Source organism: Dictyobacter halimunensis (genome assembly GCF_036245075.1).
The window spans coordinates 5,848,398-5,867,124 of the sequence record NZ_BSRI01000002.1 but is presented as its reverse complement, the minus strand read 5'-3'; the positions used below and the strand labels follow the sequence as shown (position 1 = coordinate 5,867,124).

Here is an 18,727-nt window from a genome sequence, read left to right as displayed (position 1 = left end):
TGTTGATTTCGAGCGTGATCCCCTGGAAAGGGGACACTCCAACTTGCACTCATCTAGTACGATGAAAAAGAGGTTTTTCCGCCAGAGGTCTACAGGTACCCTGGCATCCTATCTGAGGCATTGGATATGCTGACCATAGCGAAGGAAATCATCATGACAGTGAACATGAGAAAATCGCGGTTGCTCGTCCATCAAGAAGACCCGTTCAACGCCGAACCACCAGGACATCTTTTGCGTCAATCGTTTCTCACCCCACAGCAGCATTTCTATGTCCGCAGTCATGGATCTATTCCGAAGGTGGACCCGACAAGCTACCGCCTACAGATCACGGGTCTGATCCAGCAAAAACGAGCACTTTCGTTAGACGAACTTCGGTCGCTTGCCCCAACCCACAGTGTAACAGCAACCCTTGAGTGTGCGGGAAATCGCAGGAAGGAACTCATGGCAATCAAGCCTATTCCCGGAGAAGTTCCCTGGGAAGCGGCCGTCATCAGTACAACTCAATGGCGAGGCGTTCCCTTACGAGAGGTTCTGCAGGCTGTCGGAGTGCAGGCCGAGGCTCACTACGTCGCGTTTAGCAGTCTCGATGAGACGCAATTTGAGGGGGAAACAGTCCATTTTGGAAGCTCCATCGCGCTAGAGAAGGCATTTTCCCCAGATGTACTGCTGGCGTATGCGATGAACGATGAACCCCTGGCTCCAGAACATGGCTTTCCCCTGCGTGTCATCGTGCCAGGCTATATCGGGGCCAGAAGCGTCAAGTGGCTGGGCGAAATCACACTTCAGGAACATCCCTCGACCAACCCGTACCAGGCGCGCGATTATAAGCTCTTCCCACCAGAAATAACAGCACAAACTGTCGATTGGAGCCACGAAAAACCCATCGAAGATCTGACCCTCAATGCGGTAATCACAACGCCACAGGAAGGCGAGACGCGAGCGGCAGGACCAACTCGTATCCAGGGTTATGCCATAAGCGCCGAAGGAACTCCCGTGGAGCGGGTTGAACTCTCGATCGATGCCGGAAAAACCTGGACGCCAGCCACCATCGTCGAGCGGGCTGATCCGTATGCCTGGTGCTTTTGGGAGGTGATAGTCAGCCTTCTCCCTGGCGACTGCCAGCTAATTGTACGAGCGTGGGACGCCTCGAAGCAGACACAGCCAGAGGACATACGACCCCTTTGGAATTTCAAAGGCTATATGAACAAGGCCTGGCATCGAGTGCATATCCATCTCTTCTAATGGTGGTTTGCATGGAACTATCCACCCTGGACCGCTCTTCTTTCTGTAGCCAGCGCATCAGAAAGAAGAGCCAATAGCGTTGACATCTTCCCATAGCTAAAGCAATAAGCAGACCCCCTGGAATACATTAGCACCGCCCGCTTGTTTTTAGAAGTAAAGCCATCGCACGCGAGTATTTTTGAGTTTCGAGCAGTAACACATTTTCTTCTCAAGGATGGGAGGTCCATAAACGAAAGAGTGATGACGAGATGCCCAATACAGCATGGAGCAAACATCTGCATTTGGCGTCTCATGTGACGCTCCTCCAGCTTCTTGAGACACTTTCTGATGCCTTATACCAAGTTGCGTTCTGTGTGATGGGATAGAAAAATCACAGGAAGAAGAGAAAAATCACATGTCCTATTTACCAAGTCTTATCGCACTTGCAGGCGTCTGGACCCTTGCAATCATGAGCCCTGGTCCAGACTTTGCCGCGACTGTCCAATATGCCACAACCCGCTCCCGACGCGATGGGATGCTTGTCGCACTTGGCATTACCAGCGCTCTCTCTATCTGGATCGTCGGAAGCCTTGTGGGGTTAGAAGTCCTGTTAGCTCGGATGAGTTGGCTGGTCGAAATAATCAGAGTGGTCGGGGCGTGCTATCTCGTCTATCTTGGCATCAAAACGATTCTTTCCGCTCATCGCCCGATCTCACAGGCATCGTCCCAATCTGCTCAAACACACAGCTTTGCCGTCTGGCGCGTGGGATTTCTGACCAATATCGGTAACCCGAAGGCGGTGGCATTCTTTAGCAGTTTATTCGTCGTTCTTTTGCCTTCCCATTCCCCAATCTGGGTTCAAGTAGCAAGTGCCATACTCATGCTCACCATTGCCGTAAGCTGGTTCTGTATAGTTGCTTGCGTCTTCTCGCTTGGCGCAATTAGCAAAGCCTATCGGAAAGCAAAACGCTGGCTCGACTACCTCACAGGCGGCATTTTTGTGGCACTGGGGATCCGTCTCGCCATAGAAAAGTAGCCCTCTCACAACGTAGAGTCACATTCCATTAATGGCAAGCGTGAAACGTGCAGAGCGAGGAAAGCAGTGAATGCCTGGCTGTTCTCTCAAGGCGGGCAGCCACCACTCGATCCGAAAAGCGACCAGCCCGAATTCCAGACAGATTTGACGAGGCGCTTCCACACCGATGCTGCGGCAGCGGCAGAACTTGCCCATACCAGGAAGCTCTCCGATATATCGGCGAATGATTTCGATGCTGTTTTCTATCCCGGCGGCCATGGTCCAATGTGGGATATGCCAGACAACCCTCACTCCATCGCGATCATTGAGGCCCTGGCGAAAGCCAATAAGCCGGTTGCAGCCGTCTGCCACGCACCAGTCGCATTCATCAATGTCCATGATGCTCATGGCCAGCTCCTCATCAAAGGCAAGCATGTGACAGGTTTTACCAATGAGGAAGAGGCAGCGATGGGCCTGATCATAGTCGTCCCATTTCTGCTCGAAGATAAGCTCAAGGAGAGAGGCGGCATCTATAGCAAAGCCGAACCTTTTGTGCCTTATGTGCAAACCGATGGCAAACTGGTAACCGGTCAGAGTCCAGCGCCTTCGGGTCCTGCTGCCAAAGCATTATTGCAGGTACTTCGCTCAGCTCAATCCAAAGCGATGGTATGAAGCCGGGATATCCCTATATCACACAACTCTGGTTTCTATCGTGATCATCATTTTCGCTAAAGCTGGCACTGCAAGCGATCTGGGAATACTGGCAGATGTTCTGCCAGTATTCCCACCGCACATAATTAGCGCAGAGATCTGAACGCCGCACGGATCTCGGCCGCAAAGAGCTCTGGCACTTCCCAGGCTGCGAAGTGGCCGCCCTTGTTGACCTCGTTGAAGTAGATGAGGTTGTGATAGGCACGCTCAGTCCAGCTCCGCGGGGCGCGATAGATCTCACCGGGAAAAACCGTCACAGCGCTAGGAATGGATATGTTTACCGCGTTGAAATTGTTCGCGTTGTTTTCCCAGTAGAGCCGCGCTGCAGAGGTCCCAGTATTGGTGAGCCAGTAGAGCGTAATATCGTCGAGCATCTGATCTTTAGTGAGAGATCGTTCAGGGTCACCGCCACTGTAGGTCCAGTCAGCGAATTTGTCATAGAACCAGGCCGCCAGCCCGGCTGGCGAGTCCGCCAGGCTATAGCCCAGGGTCTGCGGACGTGTCACCATGATGTCCGCATAGCCGGATCCCTTTGTGTAGAGGGCATTTAGCTGCTCGAATGCAATCTTCTCCTTCTCAGACAGCCCGGACGGCGCTGGATCTCCGCACTTGAGAACTCGCGCGATCTCCGGGGGGACGGTGGCGGGCATATTCACATGAATACCCAACAATCCCGAAGGAGCCTGATGCGCCAGCTTGTCTGAGACAACCGAGCCCCAATCACCTCCCTGAGACACATAGTGCGTGTATCCCAGACGTTGCATCAGTTCGTTCCAGGCGCGCGCTATATGGTCGGGATTCCAACCCGTTCCTTGTGGTTTGCCCGAAAAGCCATACCCCGGCATCGACGGAATGACCAGATCGAAGGCATCCTCAGCGCGTCCTCCATAAGCGGGAGGATCGGTCAATGGGCCAATGACATCAAGGAGTTCAAGAATAGAACCCGGCCAGCCATGAGTCATAATCAGTGGCAAGGCGCCGGGATGCGGAGAGCGAATATGTAGGAAGTGAATGCCGATTCCGTCGATCGTCGTCATAAATTGGGGCAGGGCATTGAGCCGTGCCTCCACCTTGCGCCAGTTGTAGTTCGTACCCCAATAGCGGACGAGCTCCTGGATCTTCGCGAGCCGGGCACCCTGCGATCGATCTGTAACCGTCTCGCGGTCAGGCCAGCGTGTAGCGACTATGCGTCGGCGCAGGTCAGCAAGGGCCTCTTCGGGAACGTTGATATGGAAGGGGCGAATGGCGGTTCCGGAATCCATAACGGGAGGAGGTAGTCCGGGAGAGGGCAGTCCTCCTGACATCTTTGCCTCCCTTACAGAAGTAGAGGCCTGGAAAAGAGCTGCCAGCGTTGTTGCGGCTGCCACTCCACCAAGATGGTGGAAGAGGGTTCTCCGACTCATGGAGAAAGTGCTCGAAGAGAACTCAACCTCTTTTTGAAGCGGTCGAAAAGAAAACGACATGAACGATTCTCCTTCGATGAGTACAAGCAACGTTGACGATGGAATTCATGAAGACTTCACATCGTCGATTGTTCTCTCTTTGCTGACGGTTCTTGGCGTGGCGCAGGTATTGGGTGCTCAGTAGTATTATGTTGTGAGCAGCGGGAATATAATCAGTAGATCGGCAGACACCATCTGTCTTATTTGAAAAGAGATTGGCAGCATGGATCGGCCATTCATTAAAAATACGCCTTTTATCTGAGAAAAGAGACAACTGGTAAACCTGGCTAATCGCGGGAGATTAAGCGCATGTCAGCCTCACTCTTGCGCTCTCCGATAGCCTGCCCAACGCTGGTTTCCAATTGTGTGACTTCTTCCGCGCTCAACACGATGCGCGAGGCGGAGATATTGTCTTCCAGATAACGCAGATGCTTGGTTCCGGGAATAGGCACGATGTCGTTTCCTTTGTGCAGAAGCCAGGCTAGAGCAATCTGTCCGGGAGTGACGTTCTTCTGACTGGCCAGTTGCTTGACCCGTTCAATCAGTTCTGTATTCCTGGCAAAATTCTCTCCCTGGAAACGAGGATCACGCAGGCGAAAATCATTTCCAGGCAGGTCCTGGGTGGTTTTGACTTCGCCCGTCAGGAAACCGCGTCCCAGCGGACCGTAGGCCACAAAACCAATCCCCAACTCGCGTAACGTGGGCAGGATTTCGGTCTCTGGCCCACGCTCCCATAACGAGTACTCGGTTTGCAGGGCCGTGAGAGGATGGACCGCGTGAGCACGGCGAATAGTCTTTGGCCCTACTTCCGAGAGACCAATATGGCGGATCTTGCCCTGCTTGACCAGTTCTGCGAGTGCACCGATGGTCTCTTCGATGGGTACCTGCGGGTCAAGCCGATGTTGATAGTACAGATCGATGTAATCCGTCTGCAAACGCTGCAATGACTCGTCAACGACCTTCACAATGTGATCGGGACGGCTATTGGGACGACGCTCGCCATTCGGGAACCACTCCCAGCCAAATTTGGTGGCAATCACCACCGAGTCGCGCCGTCCCTTCAAAGCACGGCCGATCAGTTTCTCATTCGTAAAGGGTCCATACGCCTCAGCTGTATCGAAAAAGGTTACTCCCAGATCGATGGCCCTATGGATCACACGTATCGCCTCTTCTTCGTTGAGGGGCGTTCCATAAAAGCCTGTCAAACCCATACAGCCAAATCCCAGTTCCGAGACCATCAGTTGCGTTCTGCTAAGGACACGTGTTTGCATGTTTCTTCTTTCCTTTCTCTTGCTCTCAGTGTACCGCTGGTGGTCTTGACAATCTCCTCTGTTCTTGCGCGAAAACAACAGATTCTTGCGCGGTTATCGTAACTTGTGACTTTGCGCTGCCGCCGGTGCGGTGGTATTTTGCAGCACAACCAGACGCCAATCGATACCGGGGGACATGGCAACGTCCTTTACAGCACTATTCTCATAAAAGTACTCAACCATGAATGAATCTAAAGCAATCTGTTATATGAACATCATTGAGAGATAGAACTTTTTCCTTTTTGGGAACGTGGTAATGAAAGTAAAGCCGGAAAACAAATCCTTACAGCCAAACGATGAACACAGAAATAGCCTTCAAAAGGAGGATCATTGCTATGACCCAAGAACCACAGCAGACCCCAATAGCAAACGAGCAATTTGATCTTGTGAGTGCTCTGTATCATCTCATGGAAGGCTCACAAACCTATGGCACGTACATCAAAGATGCGGAACAAGCCAATGATCAAGAGGTAGTTCAGTGCTTCCGCAACATAAAGCAGCAATCAGAAAAAGATATCGAGAAATTACGAGGTTTAGTGGCCCAGCGCCTTTCCAAGAGTAGCCAACCATCGTAGATGCAGGAAGTGATACAGGCAATCAATACCCAACAAAATCCATGGAGCTTCTCCGACAAACCATAGTTCATCTGTGAGGAGAGACCGCTCCGGCCTTTCCTCACGTTTCTTACCTATACCGCTCTCCTGGGAAGACATCGATCCACTCAAAATCTCTTCAAAAGGGAGGTCTATGTCTGGCCACTTCAGATAATAAGGCACAATACAACTGCTTTCACGTGCTTCAGCCCCTGAAAACAGACGAGATTGTGGTGGTCTTTTGCAGCTAGCTTGTAGGACAGCCATCCCACTCATAAAAACTGTTCTCTCCAATACAATGAGCCCAAACAGCCAATGGGTAGGCAGGCATGATGTCCATTTGGATCACAGAAGGGTGGCTCTTTCTTGCGGTGGTGTTTGATTTGTTCTCACGCATGGTGGTAGGATGGTTCATGGCTCCCTTTCAAGATGCTACCCCGGCCGTACGAGCCCTGCGTATGGCACTGGCCCATAGACGTTTACAGTCCGGATTACTCCATCACTCTGATCGTGGAAGTACATATACGAGCGAGAGCTATCTAGAACTTTTGGAGCAACCATGATTAAACATCCATCTTTCACAGTCGAAGAGTGGAAAATTCACGAGACAGAACTCAACCTTGATATTCTGGCACAGACAGAGTCTATTTTCGCCCTCTCCAACGGACACATTGGGCTCCGTGGCAACCTTGATGAAGGAGAACCATATGGCCTTCCTGGCACCTATCTAAATTCCTTCTATGAGCTACGTCCCCTACCTTATGCTGAAGGAGGCTACGGCTATCCTGAATCTGGGCAGACGATCGTCAATGTAACCAATGGCAAAATTATCCGCCTCCTTGTCGATGATGCACCTTTTGACGTCCGGTATGGCCTGCTTCAAAACCATGAAAGGGAACTCGACCTTCGCGCTGGAGTCCTACGCCGTACGGTCAATTGGACCTCGCCTATAGGTCGCTCAATCAAGGTTTCGTCTACACGAATGGTATCATTTACCCAGCGGGCCATCGCTGCGATTAGCTATGAGGTTGAGCCGATTGACTCTTCGGTGCGCATCGTTTTGCAATCAGAGTTAGTGGCGAACGAAGCGCTGCCAGATGCTGACAAGGATCCGCGAGCAGGCACTGTTTCCCTGGCCTCACTTGAGGGCGAGGAACATGAGGTTCAGAACACACGTGGACTCCTGGTTCATCACACACGGGCCAGTAGCCTGCGCATGGGTGCGGCAATGGATCATCAGATTGAGGGGCCTAAGGGGATGACGATTGAAGCGGAGAGTACCCCTGACATAGCGCGTGTCTCGGTCAGCGCGCAGTTGAGACCCGGTGAGCGACTGCGCATCATCAAATTTCTTGCCTATGGTTGGTCGAGCCAGCGCTCACGATCAGCGATCTCTGACCAGATCATCGCCGCGCTTTCCGCTGCCCGGTCCACTGGCTGGGAGGGCCTGCTTGCTGAGCAGCGTGACTTCCTGAATGATTTCTGGAAGAGTTCAAATATCGAGATCGAAGGTGATGCAGAGGTTCAACAAGCATTGCGCTTCGCGCTTTTCCATGTGCTTCAGGCGGGCTGTCGGGGAGAGCAACGACCTATACCGGCAAAAGGGTTGACCGGACCCGGTTATGATGGGCACACGTTTTGGGACACAGAGATCTGCGTCCTGCCCGCCCTGATGCTGACCCTTCCTCGCGCCGCCGCCGACGTCCTGCGCTGGCGTCACTCGACCCTCCATCTGGCCAGGGAACGTGCTCGCCAACTTGGACTGCGTGGAGCAGCTTTTCCCTGGCGAACGATTCATGGCGAGGCGAGTTCAAGTTACTGGCCGGCGGGCACTGCCGCGTTTCATATCAACGCTGATATCGCGTACGCGGTAACCCATTACATCGAGAGCACCGAAGATAGAGCGTTCGAGAAGGAGATTGGCCTTGAATTACTCGTCGAGACTGCAAGGTTGTGGCGTTCGCTCGGCTTCCTCAATGTCAATGGGGAATTCCGCATCGATGGCGTCACCGGACCCGACGAGTATAGCGCCCTTGTCGACAACAACGTCTATACCAATCTTATGGCCCAGCATAACCTGCGCTCTGCGGCAGAGGCAGCAAAGCGCCATCCTCACGTGGCACGTGCACTCGGTGTGCACGCTGGCGAGATTGCCAGTTGGAGCGAGGCTGCTGATAAAATGTTCATACCGTATGACAAGAGCCTCAATGTAACCCCTCAAGATGATGCATTTACCTCGCATGAAGTGTGGAACTTTGCTGACACCAAATCGGACCACTACCCTTTGCTCCTGTACTTCCCCTATTTTGACCTCTATCGCAAGCAGGTGGTCAAACAGGCCGACCTTGTCCTTGCTATGCACCTTCGTGGCGATGCCTTTACTGCAGAGCAGAAGGCGCTCAACTTCGCCTACTACGAGCCTCTCACTGTACGCGATTCCTCGCTCTCGGCATCAACGCAGGCAGTCATCGCGGCTGAGGTAGGTCAACTCCAACTCGCGTATGACTACCTTGCCGAGGTTGCGTTTATGGATCTTCACGATCTGGAGCATAACACTCGCGATGGACTCCATATCGCTTCGCTGGTGGGAACCTGGTCCGCACTGGTCGCTGGCTTTGGCGGTATGCGCCTATACGGAGGTTCACTAGCGTTTGCCCCCAGGCTGCCAGAGGGTGTCGCCCGACTCGCCTTCCGAATTCTGTTCCGCAACCGTTGCATATGCGTTGAAGTAAGTGCGACAGACGTACGGTATTCTCTTATTGAAGGCTCCCCGCTAGCGATATGGCATCATGGCGATAAACTAGCTCTCTCCGCGCATGAAGCGGTCATCCGGCCCATTCCGCGGATAAAGGTAGGGCCGCGACCGACTCAACCTCCTGGACGCGTACCTGTTGAACATGCTGCCCAATCCCATTCCTGCAAAAAAACAGAGCAGCCACACCATAGCGTGCATCTTCGTCCCTGGTCGCATCTTACGCTCTAGCTTTTTCCTCTTTTTTATTCAACAATAGCACTTCGCTTCAGTGCATAAGTTGACAATCTCCCCAAAATCTGGGGACCACTTGAGCTTGCATTTACAAGCGAGCGTGCTATGATTTAGGTTGCGCTCTTCCTTGTAGATGGGCATGCATATAACTTTGAAAAGGCGTCTGTAAACAGAGTGACGGTAAATCCCTGCTTTCCTCGCCATTCTACAGCAGCAAGCAGAAAGATTAAGGCCTCAAAGAATAGGGCGATAGGAGCATTTTGAGAGAGAGTTCTCAACCGTACATTGAGATGGCTTAAGGTATTCCCATACGAAAAGGTCTAAGAAGATGAGTGATGGGTCCCTGACTGCTGCCACCCCTGACGTGTTGATCGTTGGTGCTGGACCTGTTGGTCTGGCGCTGGCCAACGACCTGCTGCGCCGTGGCATTCGCTGCCACATCATCGATAAAGCGGAACATGCCGAGCAGAAGACCAAAGCCATGACGATCCATGTGAGAACGCTGGAACTCTTCGCGAAGATGGGCGTGGCGCACACCGCCATCGAGCGCGGACTCACGGCCGCTCACATGAACATTTATAGTGGTGGCAAGCGCCTTATCCAGATCGACTTGAGGACGTACCTCCTGGGGAGGACCCCCTATCCCTATATTTTGCTGTTGCCACAGAATGAGACGGAACAACTGCTGACGGAACACTTGCAGTGCCTGGGTGGGGCCATTGCATGGCAGGAGGAACTCGTTGGGCTCACGCAGGACGAAGAGGGGGTGGAGACCATGCTGCGCCACCCTGATGGAACGGTTGAACGCGTCCGGGTGGGCTTTGTGGTAGGCTGTGACGGGGCACACAGTACAGTCCGCCATGTGCTCGGACTCCAGTTCGTCGGGGCAAGCTTTGAGCGGAGTTTGGCCGTGGGCAATGTGCGCATGACCTGGGACCTGTCCTCCGAGGAGATTTTTGCCTTTGTCCATCAGGGCACGTTCATTGCCTACTTCCCCATCGCTGATGGACGCCACCGCGTGGTGATTGCCTATGCCCTGGGCAAGGCACCCACAGGGGACGTCACGCTGGAAGAAATTCAGCAGGTGATTGATGCCAGTGGTCCCGCGGGAGCGCGTGCCTCGGAGCCGGTGGATCTCGCCCGCTTTCATGTCAATCAGCGCCGGACTGAACGATATCGCGCCTCGCGGATCTTTCTCGCCGGGGACGCGGCTCATATTCATTCGCCGGTTGGCGGCCAGGGAATGAACACTGGCATCCAGGATGCCTTGAATCTGAGCTGGAAGCTCGCGCTCATGGTGCAAGGACAGGCATCGGAGCGCCTGCTGGAGAGTTATGGGACAGAACGCGAGCACGTGGGAGCAGCCCTATTACGCGGAACATCCCTCTCCACCCGCCTGGCCCTCATGCACAATTCGCTGGGAGTAGCGCTCCGTGATGCGCTCGCCCCCATCCTCACGTCGCTTCCTCCTGCGGCGCGTCGCCTGGCTGAGTCCATGGCTGAGATCAACATCACCTATCGAGAGAGCCCCATCACCGCCGATAACCGCGACAAGAAAGGAGCGCTGCGCGCTGGGGATCGCGCCCCCAACGCGCTGGTGCGCATGTGTGAGGGGGCAGAACCCCGGTCCCTCTTCGAGCTTTTCAACAGCGAACGCTCGATCCTGCTCCTGCTCGCCTCCCAGCAGGAAGCTGCCGCGGTCGAGCGACAATGGGGTGAAATCGCGGCCCTGCTCTCTGGTGGGTATCACGAGATGATCGAGGCCTATCTGGTAACCAGGATGGCAACCCCTGGATTGAAACAAGAGGGGGGCCAGATCTTGCAGGACGCGACCGGTGAATTGCACCAGCGCTATGAGGCCGAGCAGGGAGGAGTGGTCCTGGTCCGTCCCGATGGCTATATTGGCTTCTGGGGTCCATTTGGCGCGACTGAGGCCTTGCGTAGCTATATTCAGGCGCTCTTTGTCCCATCTGGTGGAACCCAACCATAGCATCGCAATGGATACTTTTAACATGTGTACACCATCATATCGGTCGGCGTCCGACGGACCAACGGCATTTGAATAGAACAGGAGAGGTAGAAAAGAGAAAGGCATGTGGAAGATGAATAATGAATTAACTATACTTGGGATTGCTGGGAGTTTGAGAAAAAGATCATTTAATAAAGCTGCATTGCGATCCGCTATTTATCTTACGCCGAGCAATGTCACGCTTGAAACATTTGATATCAGTTCTTTCCCATTGTTCAATCAGGACGATGAGAACAACCCACCTGAAGTGATTCGGCAATTCAAAGAAAAAATAAGAGCTTCTGATGCTATCCTTTTTGCAACTCCTGAATATAATTACTCTGTTCCAGGAGTTCTTAAAAATGCCATTGATTGGGCGTCACGTCCTTACGGTGATAACGCATGGGAAGGAAAACCAGTTGCTCTTATGAGCGCTTCCATTGGTATGCTCGGTGGTGCGCGAGCACAGTATCACTTACGGCAGACGTTCGTCTATTTAAATATGTATCCTTTAAATCGTCCTGAAGTCATCATTCCTCATGCGGCTGATAAATTTGATAGCGCAGGAAACCTCACTGATCAGCATACGAAAGAAAAAATACAAGAGCTGTTGAAGGCACTTTCAACCTGGGCAGGACAATGGAGGAAATTACAACAAGATATGAAGGTGTAGTTTATGCCGTTTTTGCAACACAGCCCTTTACAAAGCCCCCTGGATCGGTCACGCTGTCTTCGACAAGAATATAGGCAGTCATGTTCCGCACCTCAATGAGGAATACCTAAATATATATCCCTCATGAGCAACTATGTTATAGTAGACTTTGACCTCCATCAATCGCATAAGTTGACCCGGTGATGGCAGTGTTCAACATCAAGTGAACAGCCAGTTTAGCCACGTCCTCAGGCTGCACCACGCGATGAATAGGCAGTGTTCGTTCTAGTTCTTCCCGACGTGCCTGCAGACCCTCGCCAAGCAGAGCAGCCGATAAGGGAGTATCAACAAACCCGCAAGCAATGGTGTTCACTCGAATGGGGGCCAGTTCCAGGGCAAGGTTCTCCGTCAATGTCTCTTTAGCATGGCCAACGGCCGAGCCCACACTGAGGCCGAGAGCTGGTCGCCGCATCTGCGTTCCACTGAAAAAGATCAAGGAGCCAGCAGGGACTATATGCGGTGCAGCGTACCGCGCCACATACAGTGCCGACCAAATATGGCTATTAAGGTAGTGACGAGCCTCTGAGAAGTTCATCTGTGCAAACGGTGCATAGAATGGGCCACCCGCCGCGAGGACAACGTGGTCGATACTCCCAAGATGTTCGAAGAACGTTTTGACTGCCCCTTCGTCGGCAACATCAAAGACAGCTGTCTGAATCAAACCGCCCAGTACATGGGAGGCCGTCTCAAGCTTGTGCTCATCACGAGCGACGAGTACGAGCCTGGCACCCTGTGCATGAGCGAGACGTGCCGTTTCAAGACCAATACCCGAGCTGCCTCCGAGAACGATGACCTGCTTCTCGTGGAGTGTCTCTTCAAATCGTTCCATTTCTATCCTTTCTCCTCTTATCCTCATTTGTTGTCTACCATTTGCCTAAGTGCGCGCCGCCATCAACGTGGAGCACCTCCCCGGTAATGTGTGGCGCTTCCGCCAGGAACACGACCGCATCAGCGATTTCTTGCTCATCCGAAGGGCTGCCCATTGGGGAAAGCGTGCTCAGAAACTCCTTCGGATCGTCTTGATGCAGCGGTGTATTGACGACGCCAGGAGCCACGGTATTAAAGCGAATACCTTCTTTGGCATATTCCATTGCCAGGTTTTTCGAGATGGAATCTATGCCGCCTTTGGTGATCATCGGTACAGAAGCCGTCACCTCGGCTATTGGGTGATCCACCAGTGAGGCCGTAATGCTCACCACACAGCCACCCTTTTTCTGCTTCTGCATCTGCTTGACGGCAAGCTGGCTGAGATAGATGAAGCCGTAAAGATTGGTCGAAATGAGCTTCCTGATGTCTTCAGTGGTGTAATCGGTAAATGGCCTGGTAAAGAAAATCCCCGCATTATTCACCAGCGTGTCGATACCACCGAATTGCTCAATGGCCACCGCCGCGATGTTTTTAGCCGTGCCGGCCTCGCCAATATCTCCGTCAACCAGTGCCAGTTGCTTTGACGCTTGCAAGCCAGATTTCTCCATGCTGCGCGCGGTGGCCACGACATGATACCCTCGTGCTAAAAAGGTCTTGACCAGGCAAGCACCAATACCCTGAGAGGCACCAGTCACGATGGCTGTTTTTGGTGTTTTCATCATTCCCCTCTGCTTCGGGCTGATGTGCTCCGCCAACTTTCACTACTCCTAATCACGCCAGGAAGCAAGTAGTTAGTGACAGCAGTCTTCACTCTCCCCGATCATGTATAGCTGACAACGCAGTAGTGTTGCAAAAAAATTTGAGCTGAGAAATTGCTCTGTCAGGCGAGGATTGCAGAGGAACAGCGGCACCTTAGCAGATGGCTGGGAATACGAAGTGCCAGTTCGCTTGTTCTATTACTATATGAAATCTTATCTAAATCAAAATTCTTGAGGTCAGAGCAAGTACGTATCTTCGCTACCAGGGATGGGGGCATGTGAAAAAGGGGTTTTACCGTACGATGTCAAAGACAAAACAGACCAGGGATGTCACTCTTACGTCAGGTGACACGTTGATTGAGACCATTCCCCAGTTGGTTTGGACCGCACGACCCGACGGCCAGCTCGCATATGTGAACCAGCGCTGGTGTGACTACACCGGGTTCACATTAGGGCACATCCAAAGCGACCGATGGGCTTCTCTCCCGTTTATCCATCCCGATGATCAGGAAGGCAGGCAAGCTCTCTGGCAGCATGCCCTGGACACGGGAGCCATATATGAAATCGAATGTCGTCTCAGAAAGGGCAACACTGGAAGCTATCGCTGGTTCTTAACCCGCGCCGAGCCTGCGCGCGATTCAACCGGCCAGATCGTCCAATGGGTTGGTACCACCACTGATATCGATGACCAGAAGCGGGCTGAACACCAGTTTAAAGAAAGCCAGGAGAGCTTGCGCGTGCTCGCCGAAACGCTGCCTCATCTGGTGTGGGTGATAGGCCCCGACGGTCTGTCCGAGTATGTAAACCAGCGCTGGTGTGACTACACCGGGCTCACGCTTGAACAAGCCCAAAGCACCCCATGGGTTCATCTTCAGGTCACGCATCCCGATGATCGGGAAAGCAACCGGGCATGCTGGCAGCATGCCTTGGACGTGGGAACGCTGTTTGAGTACGAAGAGCGGATCAGAAAGAGCCAGACCGGGGAGTATCGCTGGTTCTTGAGTCGGGGCATGCCCGTGCGCAATGAAGCCGGCCAGATCGTCAAGTGGTTTGGCACCTGTACCGACATCACCGACCAGAAGCGGATCGAGCAAGCCTTGCGCCAGAGCCAGGAGCGCGTGAATGCTTTGATGTATTCCAACATTATCGGTATTTTTGTCAGCGAAGAGGAACAGATTCTGGATGCGAACGACACGTTTCTGCGCATGACTGGCTATACCCACGACGATCTGCGTGCAGGGCGCCTGAACTGGTTGCAGATGACTCCTCCGGAGTATCTGGCTCGAACCCAACAGGCTCATCAGGAACTGGCCATCCGGCAGTCGACCACACCCTATGAGAAAGAGTACGTGTGTCAGGATGGCCGTCGCCTTCCGGTGCTCGTGGGCGGGGTCACCCTCCAGCATCACCCGCACCTGATGATCACCTTTGTGCTGGATAATTCCGCGCGCAAAGAACTGGAACAACGCAAGGATGACTTTATCAGCATGGCGAGCCATGAACTCAAGACCCCGCTCACTGCGGTCAAGCTGCAGTCCCAAATGGTACGCAGACGCCTCGAAAAGCGCTCCCTGCACGAGGCGGCCACAGAGCTTTCGAGGGTGGAGATGCCGATTAAACAACTCGAGCGCCTGATCGGAGAGTTACTGGATGTCTCCAAGATCCAGGCGGGAAAACTGGAGTACATCTGGGAGTCGGTGAATCTCGACGAGGTGTTGCGAGAGGTCACCGACACCATGCAGCACACGAGCCCCAGCCATGCCATTCTGGTTCGTGGAAGTGTGCAGACCAGCATGATCGGGGATCGAGACCGGATCAGACAGGTCTTCACCAACCTGCTCAGTAATGCCATCAAGTATTCACCCGGCGCACAGACCGTCGAGGTGGAACTCTCCGCCTCTGACGAGGTGATCACGGTCCGTGTGCGTGATCATGGCCTGGGCATCTCGCGTGAGCAGCGTGACAAGATTTTTGAGCGCTTCTACCGGGCTGCTGATCTCAAGCAGGGTGCGATCCCTGGCCTGGGCATGGGGCTCTATATTGTGGCAGAAATCGTCAAGGGTCATGGAGGGACGATCACAGTGGACAGCAAGGTCGGAACAGGCTCGACCTTTACGGTCACGCTTCCCACGAAGAGGGCTATTTGAGCCTGGAACAATTGGGACTTTACCCTGCTCATTGACACTTCCCCGGCTGAAGTCAGGAAAGTGTCAATGATGGCAATCTCCTCAAAATCAGGGAACCACTTGAGCTTGCATTTACAAGCGAGCGTGCTATGATTTAGGTTGCTCTCTTCCTTGTAAATGAGCATACATAACTTTGAAAAGGCGTTGGTACAAGAAACATTCTGGCATTCAAAGAGCCAGCAGTCGCGCACATCTTTGCCTCTCTCTAGAAGACACAGGTGAGAAGAAGGAAGCACATGATGCGAATGACAGGATATACCAACAAGCTCGCTATTTTACCATTTGATCATCGTTCCTCCTACGTCAGCGGGTTGTTTGGCTGGAAGGAACCACTCAATGTCGAGCAAGCGCTAACAGTCGCGGAGAGTAAACGAGTCATCTACGAGGGATTTCAAAAGGCTCATATCCCTAAAGGGGAGGCAGGTATCCTCGTGGATGAACACTATGGCGTTGGCATCCTCCGCGACGCGGTGCAGCAGGGCACCATCACGGCAGTTCCCGTAGAAAAAAGTGGGCAGGACGAGTTTGATTTTGTCTATGGCGACGACTTCGTGCACCATATTGAGGCCATGCGGCCAACCTTCGCCAAAGCGCTGGTGCGCTATAATCCGGAGGGAGACCACGCGCTGAATCAGCGGCAAATTCAGCGTCTGAAACGTCTCTCCGACTATCTACACCAATCACCCTCTTTGTTCCTCTTTGAACTCCTTGTCCCGGCTGAGTTCCACCAACTTGAACTCGTTGATCACGATAAAGATACCTATGACACCCAACTTCGGCCTCGTCTCATGGTCCAGTCCATCGAGGAATTGCGCCAGGCCGGAGTGGAACCAGATGTCTGGAAAATTGAGGGGTTGGATCAACGCACTGATTGCGAGAAGATCGTCGAAGTGGCACACCGCAATGGCTGTCAAAACGTTGGCCTCATTGTGCTGGGGCGTGGAGCAAGCCAGGAACGCGTTGTTCACTGGCTCCAGACGGCGGCCAGCGTGCCCGGTTTTATCGGTTTTGCCGTTGGTCGAACGAGTTTCTGGAACGCCGTGAGGGACTTTGAGGCAAAACGCCTCTCCAGGGAGGCCGCCGCGGCACAGATCGCGCAGAACTTTGAGGAGTGGAACCGGAGCTTTGAGGCTGCACGCAAGGAAGGTGTTGGTAAATAGTACAAAGTCAGCACCGCTGCAGTGCAAAATCACAAGTTACGACGGTTACGGCGGGTGGGAAGGAAACACAAAGCTTATATCGATAATTCCTTTAATATGCTTCAGGTTGACATCCCTCAACCTCTTAAGTACAATATGTTTAGGCGGCTCATAAGATGTTAACCAAAGAGGAACATGAGATTTGTATCCTCAAAAAAGTCTTTGTGAGCCGTCACCCAACCCACTTCTCTGCATTCTCTCATCTACATCTCTATTGATGACCCCTCTTTGACTATTGACTGGTAAGGCTGGCGATTGCTACAATGAAGCGATAAGGAAATAACGTTACCCTTCCGCTGGCTCTACTGTCTCTTTCTGGCCCCGGCAGGAAAAAAGAGAGGCTTCCTCGTTGAAAAAGAAAATCATGGTCGCAGATGATGATGCCGCCATCGTAGATGTGCTGCAGATCATGTTGGAAGACGCCGGTTTCGTCGTCGACACCTATGCCCAGGGACAACCTGTGAAAAATATGCAGGAGCCATTCCCTGATCTAGTCTTGCTCGATATCTTGCTTTCAGGTATGGATGGTCGAGTTATCTGTCGCTATTTAAAAGATCAGCCTGCGACGCAGCATGTCCCTATTATCCTCCTTTCCGCCCATACCGATGCGGAGCAAACCGCCATCGATGCTGGCGCCGATGCTTTCCTGGCCAAACCGTTCGATATCGACGATTTATTAGATCTAATCAAAAAAATTCATGCGCTAAAGTGCTTATGGATGAGACGCGATTCCTGTGCTTTGCCCGTGTCTACTATAGTGTCCCCTGATGGATTAATGCACTCAGGGCCTATTGCCTGTGCATAGATTCATATCGGGGAAATATATTATTATGCGGAAATAGAATAAAAAAATAAAGGAATAACATTTATGGCGTCTACAGAAAAAGTGGCATTTGTTACAGGGGCTGGTTCGGGTATCGGTAAGGCTACGGCAACTCTGTTAGCGCAACAGGGCATCAAGGTCGCGGCCGTCAGCCATACGGCTGATGAGGTGCAGGCAACAGTGGACGAGATTACGCGCGCCGGCAATGAGGCCCTGGCTATCGTGGCCGATGTCTCCCAGGAGAATCAGATTCAGCAGGGCATCCAGCAGGTCATCGATAAGTGGGGCCGCCTGGATATCGTGCTGGCTAACGCCGGCATCAATGGCGTCTGGGCACCCATCGAGGAGCTCTCTCTACAGGATTGGTCCCACACGATTACCACCAATCTGACCGGTACCTTCCTGACCATTAAATACGCCACTCCCCACCTGAAAAAGCAGGGAGGCGCGATTACGGTGATCGCCTCGGTGAATGGTACCCGCGTGTTCAGCAATACCGGCGCGACGGCCTACTCGGCCAGTAAAGCCGGTCAGGTCGCGATCACAAAGATGCTGGCTGTAGAACTGGCTCCCCAAAATGTGCGGGTCAACGTGATCTGCCCCGGCGCGACCGATACCGAGATCAGCGATAACACCCAGCAGCAAAACGTGGATAAAATTAAGTTCCCGGTCGAATACCCGAAGGGCCGCATCCCCCCTGGGTGAAGGAAAGTCCGCCACCGCCGAGCAGATCGCGCAGGCGGTTCAATTCCTGTCGTCGGATGCCGCCTCCCACATCACCGGCACCGAGGTCTGGATTGATGGCGCCTCGTCCCTCATCACCGGCTAACCTCCATATATATGTATCATCACCTCATTGCCTGCAATGAGGTGATTTTTGTTGCCCTGCACTCATT

General features: G+C 53.0%; 15 protein-coding genes and 2 pseudogenes. 13 read left to right on the top strand and 4 right to left on the bottom strand.

Annotated features, from left to right (window positions below; genetic code table 11):
- Positions 1-153 precede the first annotated feature (153 nt).
- From AABA21_RS38580 to AABA21_RS38570, 3 genes are all read left to right on the top strand, one after another.
- Entirely contained in the window at positions 154-1,242 is a 1,089-nt protein-coding gene (locus AABA21_RS38580) for a molybdopterin-dependent oxidoreductase (RefSeq protein ID WP_338258387.1), read from the top strand.
- A gap of 394 nt (positions 1,243-1,636) precedes the next feature.
- Positions 1,637-2,257: a LysE family transporter gene (locus tag AABA21_RS38575; RefSeq protein WP_338258385.1), complete on the top strand. Its 621-nt coding sequence runs from the start codon at positions 1,637-1,639 to the stop codon at positions 2,255-2,257.
- A gap of 66 nt (positions 2,258-2,323) precedes the next feature.
- Positions 2,324-2,908, top strand: coding sequence for a type 1 glutamine amidotransferase domain-containing protein (locus AABA21_RS38570; RefSeq protein ID WP_338258383.1), 585 nt, complete (start codon positions 2,324-2,326; stop codon positions 2,906-2,908).
- Between the two features lie 125 nt (positions 2,909-3,033).
- Here the strand turns inward: AABA21_RS38570 and AABA21_RS38565 are convergent, their stop codons facing one another.
- Positions 3,034-4,251, bottom strand: a complete 1,218-nt coding sequence (locus AABA21_RS38565) for an epoxide hydrolase family protein (protein ID WP_420917254.1) — start codon at positions 4,249-4,251, stop codon at positions 3,034-3,036.
- A gap of 157 nt (positions 4,252-4,408) precedes the next feature.
- On the opposite strand from AABA21_RS38565, the gene AABA21_RS38560 reads away from it, so the two are divergent.
- Complete coding sequence (locus AABA21_RS38560) at positions 4,409-4,534, top strand: hypothetical protein (RefSeq protein ID WP_338258380.1); 126 nt, start codon at positions 4,409-4,411, stop codon at positions 4,532-4,534.
- A gap of 142 nt (positions 4,535-4,676) precedes the next feature.
- Here the strand turns inward: AABA21_RS38560 and AABA21_RS38555 are convergent, their stop codons facing one another.
- Positions 4,677-5,660: an aldo/keto reductase gene (locus AABA21_RS38555; RefSeq protein ID WP_338258379.1), complete on the bottom strand. Its 984-nt coding sequence runs from the start codon at positions 5,658-5,660 to the stop codon at positions 4,677-4,679.
- Between the two features lie 374 nt (positions 5,661-6,034).
- Between AABA21_RS38555 and AABA21_RS38550 the strand changes: the two genes are divergently transcribed.
- From AABA21_RS38550 to AABA21_RS38530, 5 genes are all read left to right on the top strand, one after another.
- Positions 6,035-6,274, top strand: coding sequence for a hypothetical protein (locus tag AABA21_RS38550; RefSeq protein ID WP_338258377.1), 240 nt, complete (start codon positions 6,035-6,037; stop codon positions 6,272-6,274).
- A gap of 347 nt (positions 6,275-6,621) precedes the next feature.
- Positions 6,622-6,855 carry a DDE-type integrase/transposase/recombinase gene (locus tag AABA21_RS38545; RefSeq protein WP_420917187.1) on the top strand — a complete coding sequence of 78 codons (234 nt, stop codon included), beginning with the start codon at positions 6,622-6,624 and terminating at the stop codon, positions 6,853-6,855.
- The gene (locus tag AABA21_RS38540) at positions 6,852-9,275 is read left to right on the top strand and encodes a glycoside hydrolase family 65 protein (RefSeq protein WP_338258375.1); all 2,424 of its coding nucleotides are present in this window, start codon (positions 6,852-6,854) and stop codon (positions 9,273-9,275) included. Before AABA21_RS38545 ends, AABA21_RS38540 begins: the two co-directional genes overlap by 4 nt.
- 331 nt (positions 9,276-9,606) lie before the next feature.
- A complete protein-coding gene (locus tag AABA21_RS38535) occupies positions 9,607-11,268 on the top strand; it encodes an FAD-dependent monooxygenase (protein WP_338258373.1) in 1,662 nt (553 codons plus the stop codon).
- Positions 11,269-11,380: 112 nt separating this feature from the next.
- The gene (locus AABA21_RS38530; RefSeq protein ID WP_420917253.1) at positions 11,381-11,959 is read left to right on the top strand and encodes an NADPH-dependent FMN reductase; all 579 of its coding nucleotides are present in this window, start codon (positions 11,381-11,383) and stop codon (positions 11,957-11,959) included.
- A 136-nt stretch (positions 11,960-12,095) separates the two neighbouring features.
- Here the strand turns inward: AABA21_RS38530 and AABA21_RS38525 are convergent, their stop codons facing one another.
- The gene (locus tag AABA21_RS38525) at positions 12,096-12,827 is read right to left on the bottom strand and encodes an SDR family oxidoreductase (RefSeq protein ID WP_338258371.1); all 732 of its coding nucleotides are present in this window, start codon (positions 12,825-12,827) and stop codon (positions 12,096-12,098) included.
- 34 nt (positions 12,828-12,861) lie between these two features.
- Entirely contained in the window at positions 12,862-13,584 is a 723-nt protein-coding gene (locus AABA21_RS38520) for an SDR family NAD(P)-dependent oxidoreductase (protein ID WP_420917252.1), read from the bottom strand.
- Positions 13,585-13,976: 392 nt separating this feature from the next.
- Between AABA21_RS38520 and AABA21_RS38515 the strand changes: the two are divergent.
- The 4 genes and pseudogenes from AABA21_RS38515 to AABA21_RS38500 form a co-directional block, all read left to right on the top strand.
- Positions 13,977-15,770: pseudogene (locus AABA21_RS38515) on the top strand (PAS domain-containing sensor histidine kinase); the annotation flags it as partial.
- Between the two features lie 275 nt (positions 15,771-16,045).
- Positions 16,046-16,969 (top strand): 2-deoxy-5-keto-D-gluconate 6-phosphate aldolase domain-containing protein, encoded by a 924-nt coding sequence (locus AABA21_RS38510; protein WP_338258366.1) that lies wholly within the window; start codon positions 16,046-16,048, stop codon positions 16,967-16,969.
- Positions 16,970-17,357: 388 nt separating this feature from the next.
- Positions 17,358-17,813 carry a response regulator transcription factor gene (locus AABA21_RS38505; RefSeq protein WP_338258364.1) on the top strand — a complete coding sequence of 152 codons (456 nt, stop codon included), beginning with the start codon at positions 17,358-17,360 and terminating at the stop codon, positions 17,811-17,813.
- A gap of 63 nt (positions 17,814-17,876) precedes the next feature.
- Positions 17,877-18,660, top strand: a pseudogene (locus AABA21_RS38500) (SDR family oxidoreductase).
- Positions 18,661-18,727 lie beyond the last annotated feature (67 nt).

Coding starts and splice junctions, on each gene's coding strand:
- AABA21_RS38580 (WP_338258387.1), top strand. CDS start 154: ATGACAGTGAACATGAGAAAATCGCGGTTGCTCGTCCATCAAGAAGAC.
- AABA21_RS38575 (WP_338258385.1), top strand. CDS start 1,637: ATGTCCTATTTACCAAGTCTTATCGCACTTGCAGGCGTCTGGACCCTT.
- AABA21_RS38565 (WP_420917254.1), bottom strand. CDS start 4,251: ATGTCAGGAGGACTGCCCTCTCCCGGACTACCTCCTCCCGTTATGGAT.
- AABA21_RS38560 (WP_338258380.1), top strand. CDS start 4,409: ATGAACGATTCTCCTTCGATGAGTACAAGCAACGTTGACGATGGAATT.
- AABA21_RS38555 (WP_338258379.1), bottom strand. CDS start 5,660: ATGCAAACACGTGTCCTTAGCAGAACGCAACTGATGGTCTCGGAACTG.
- AABA21_RS38550 (WP_338258377.1), top strand. CDS start 6,035: ATGACCCAAGAACCACAGCAGACCCCAATAGCAAACGAGCAATTTGAT.
- AABA21_RS38545 (WP_420917187.1), top strand. CDS start 6,622: ATGATGTCCATTTGGATCACAGAAGGGTGGCTCTTTCTTGCGGTGGTG.
- AABA21_RS38540 (WP_338258375.1), top strand. CDS start 6,852: ATGATTAAACATCCATCTTTCACAGTCGAAGAGTGGAAAATTCACGAG.
- AABA21_RS38535 (WP_338258373.1), top strand. CDS start 9,607: ATGAGTGATGGGTCCCTGACTGCTGCCACCCCTGACGTGTTGATCGTT.
- AABA21_RS38530 (WP_420917253.1), top strand. CDS start 11,381: ATGAATAATGAATTAACTATACTTGGGATTGCTGGGAGTTTGAGAAAA.
- AABA21_RS38525 (WP_338258371.1), bottom strand. CDS start 12,827: ATGGAACGATTTGAAGAGACACTCCACGAGAAGCAGGTCATCGTTCTC.
- AABA21_RS38520 (WP_420917252.1), bottom strand. CDS start 13,584: ATGAAAACACCAAAAACAGCCATCGTGACTGGTGCCTCTCAGGGTATT.
- AABA21_RS38510 (WP_338258366.1), top strand. CDS start 16,046: ATGATGCGAATGACAGGATATACCAACAAGCTCGCTATTTTACCATTT.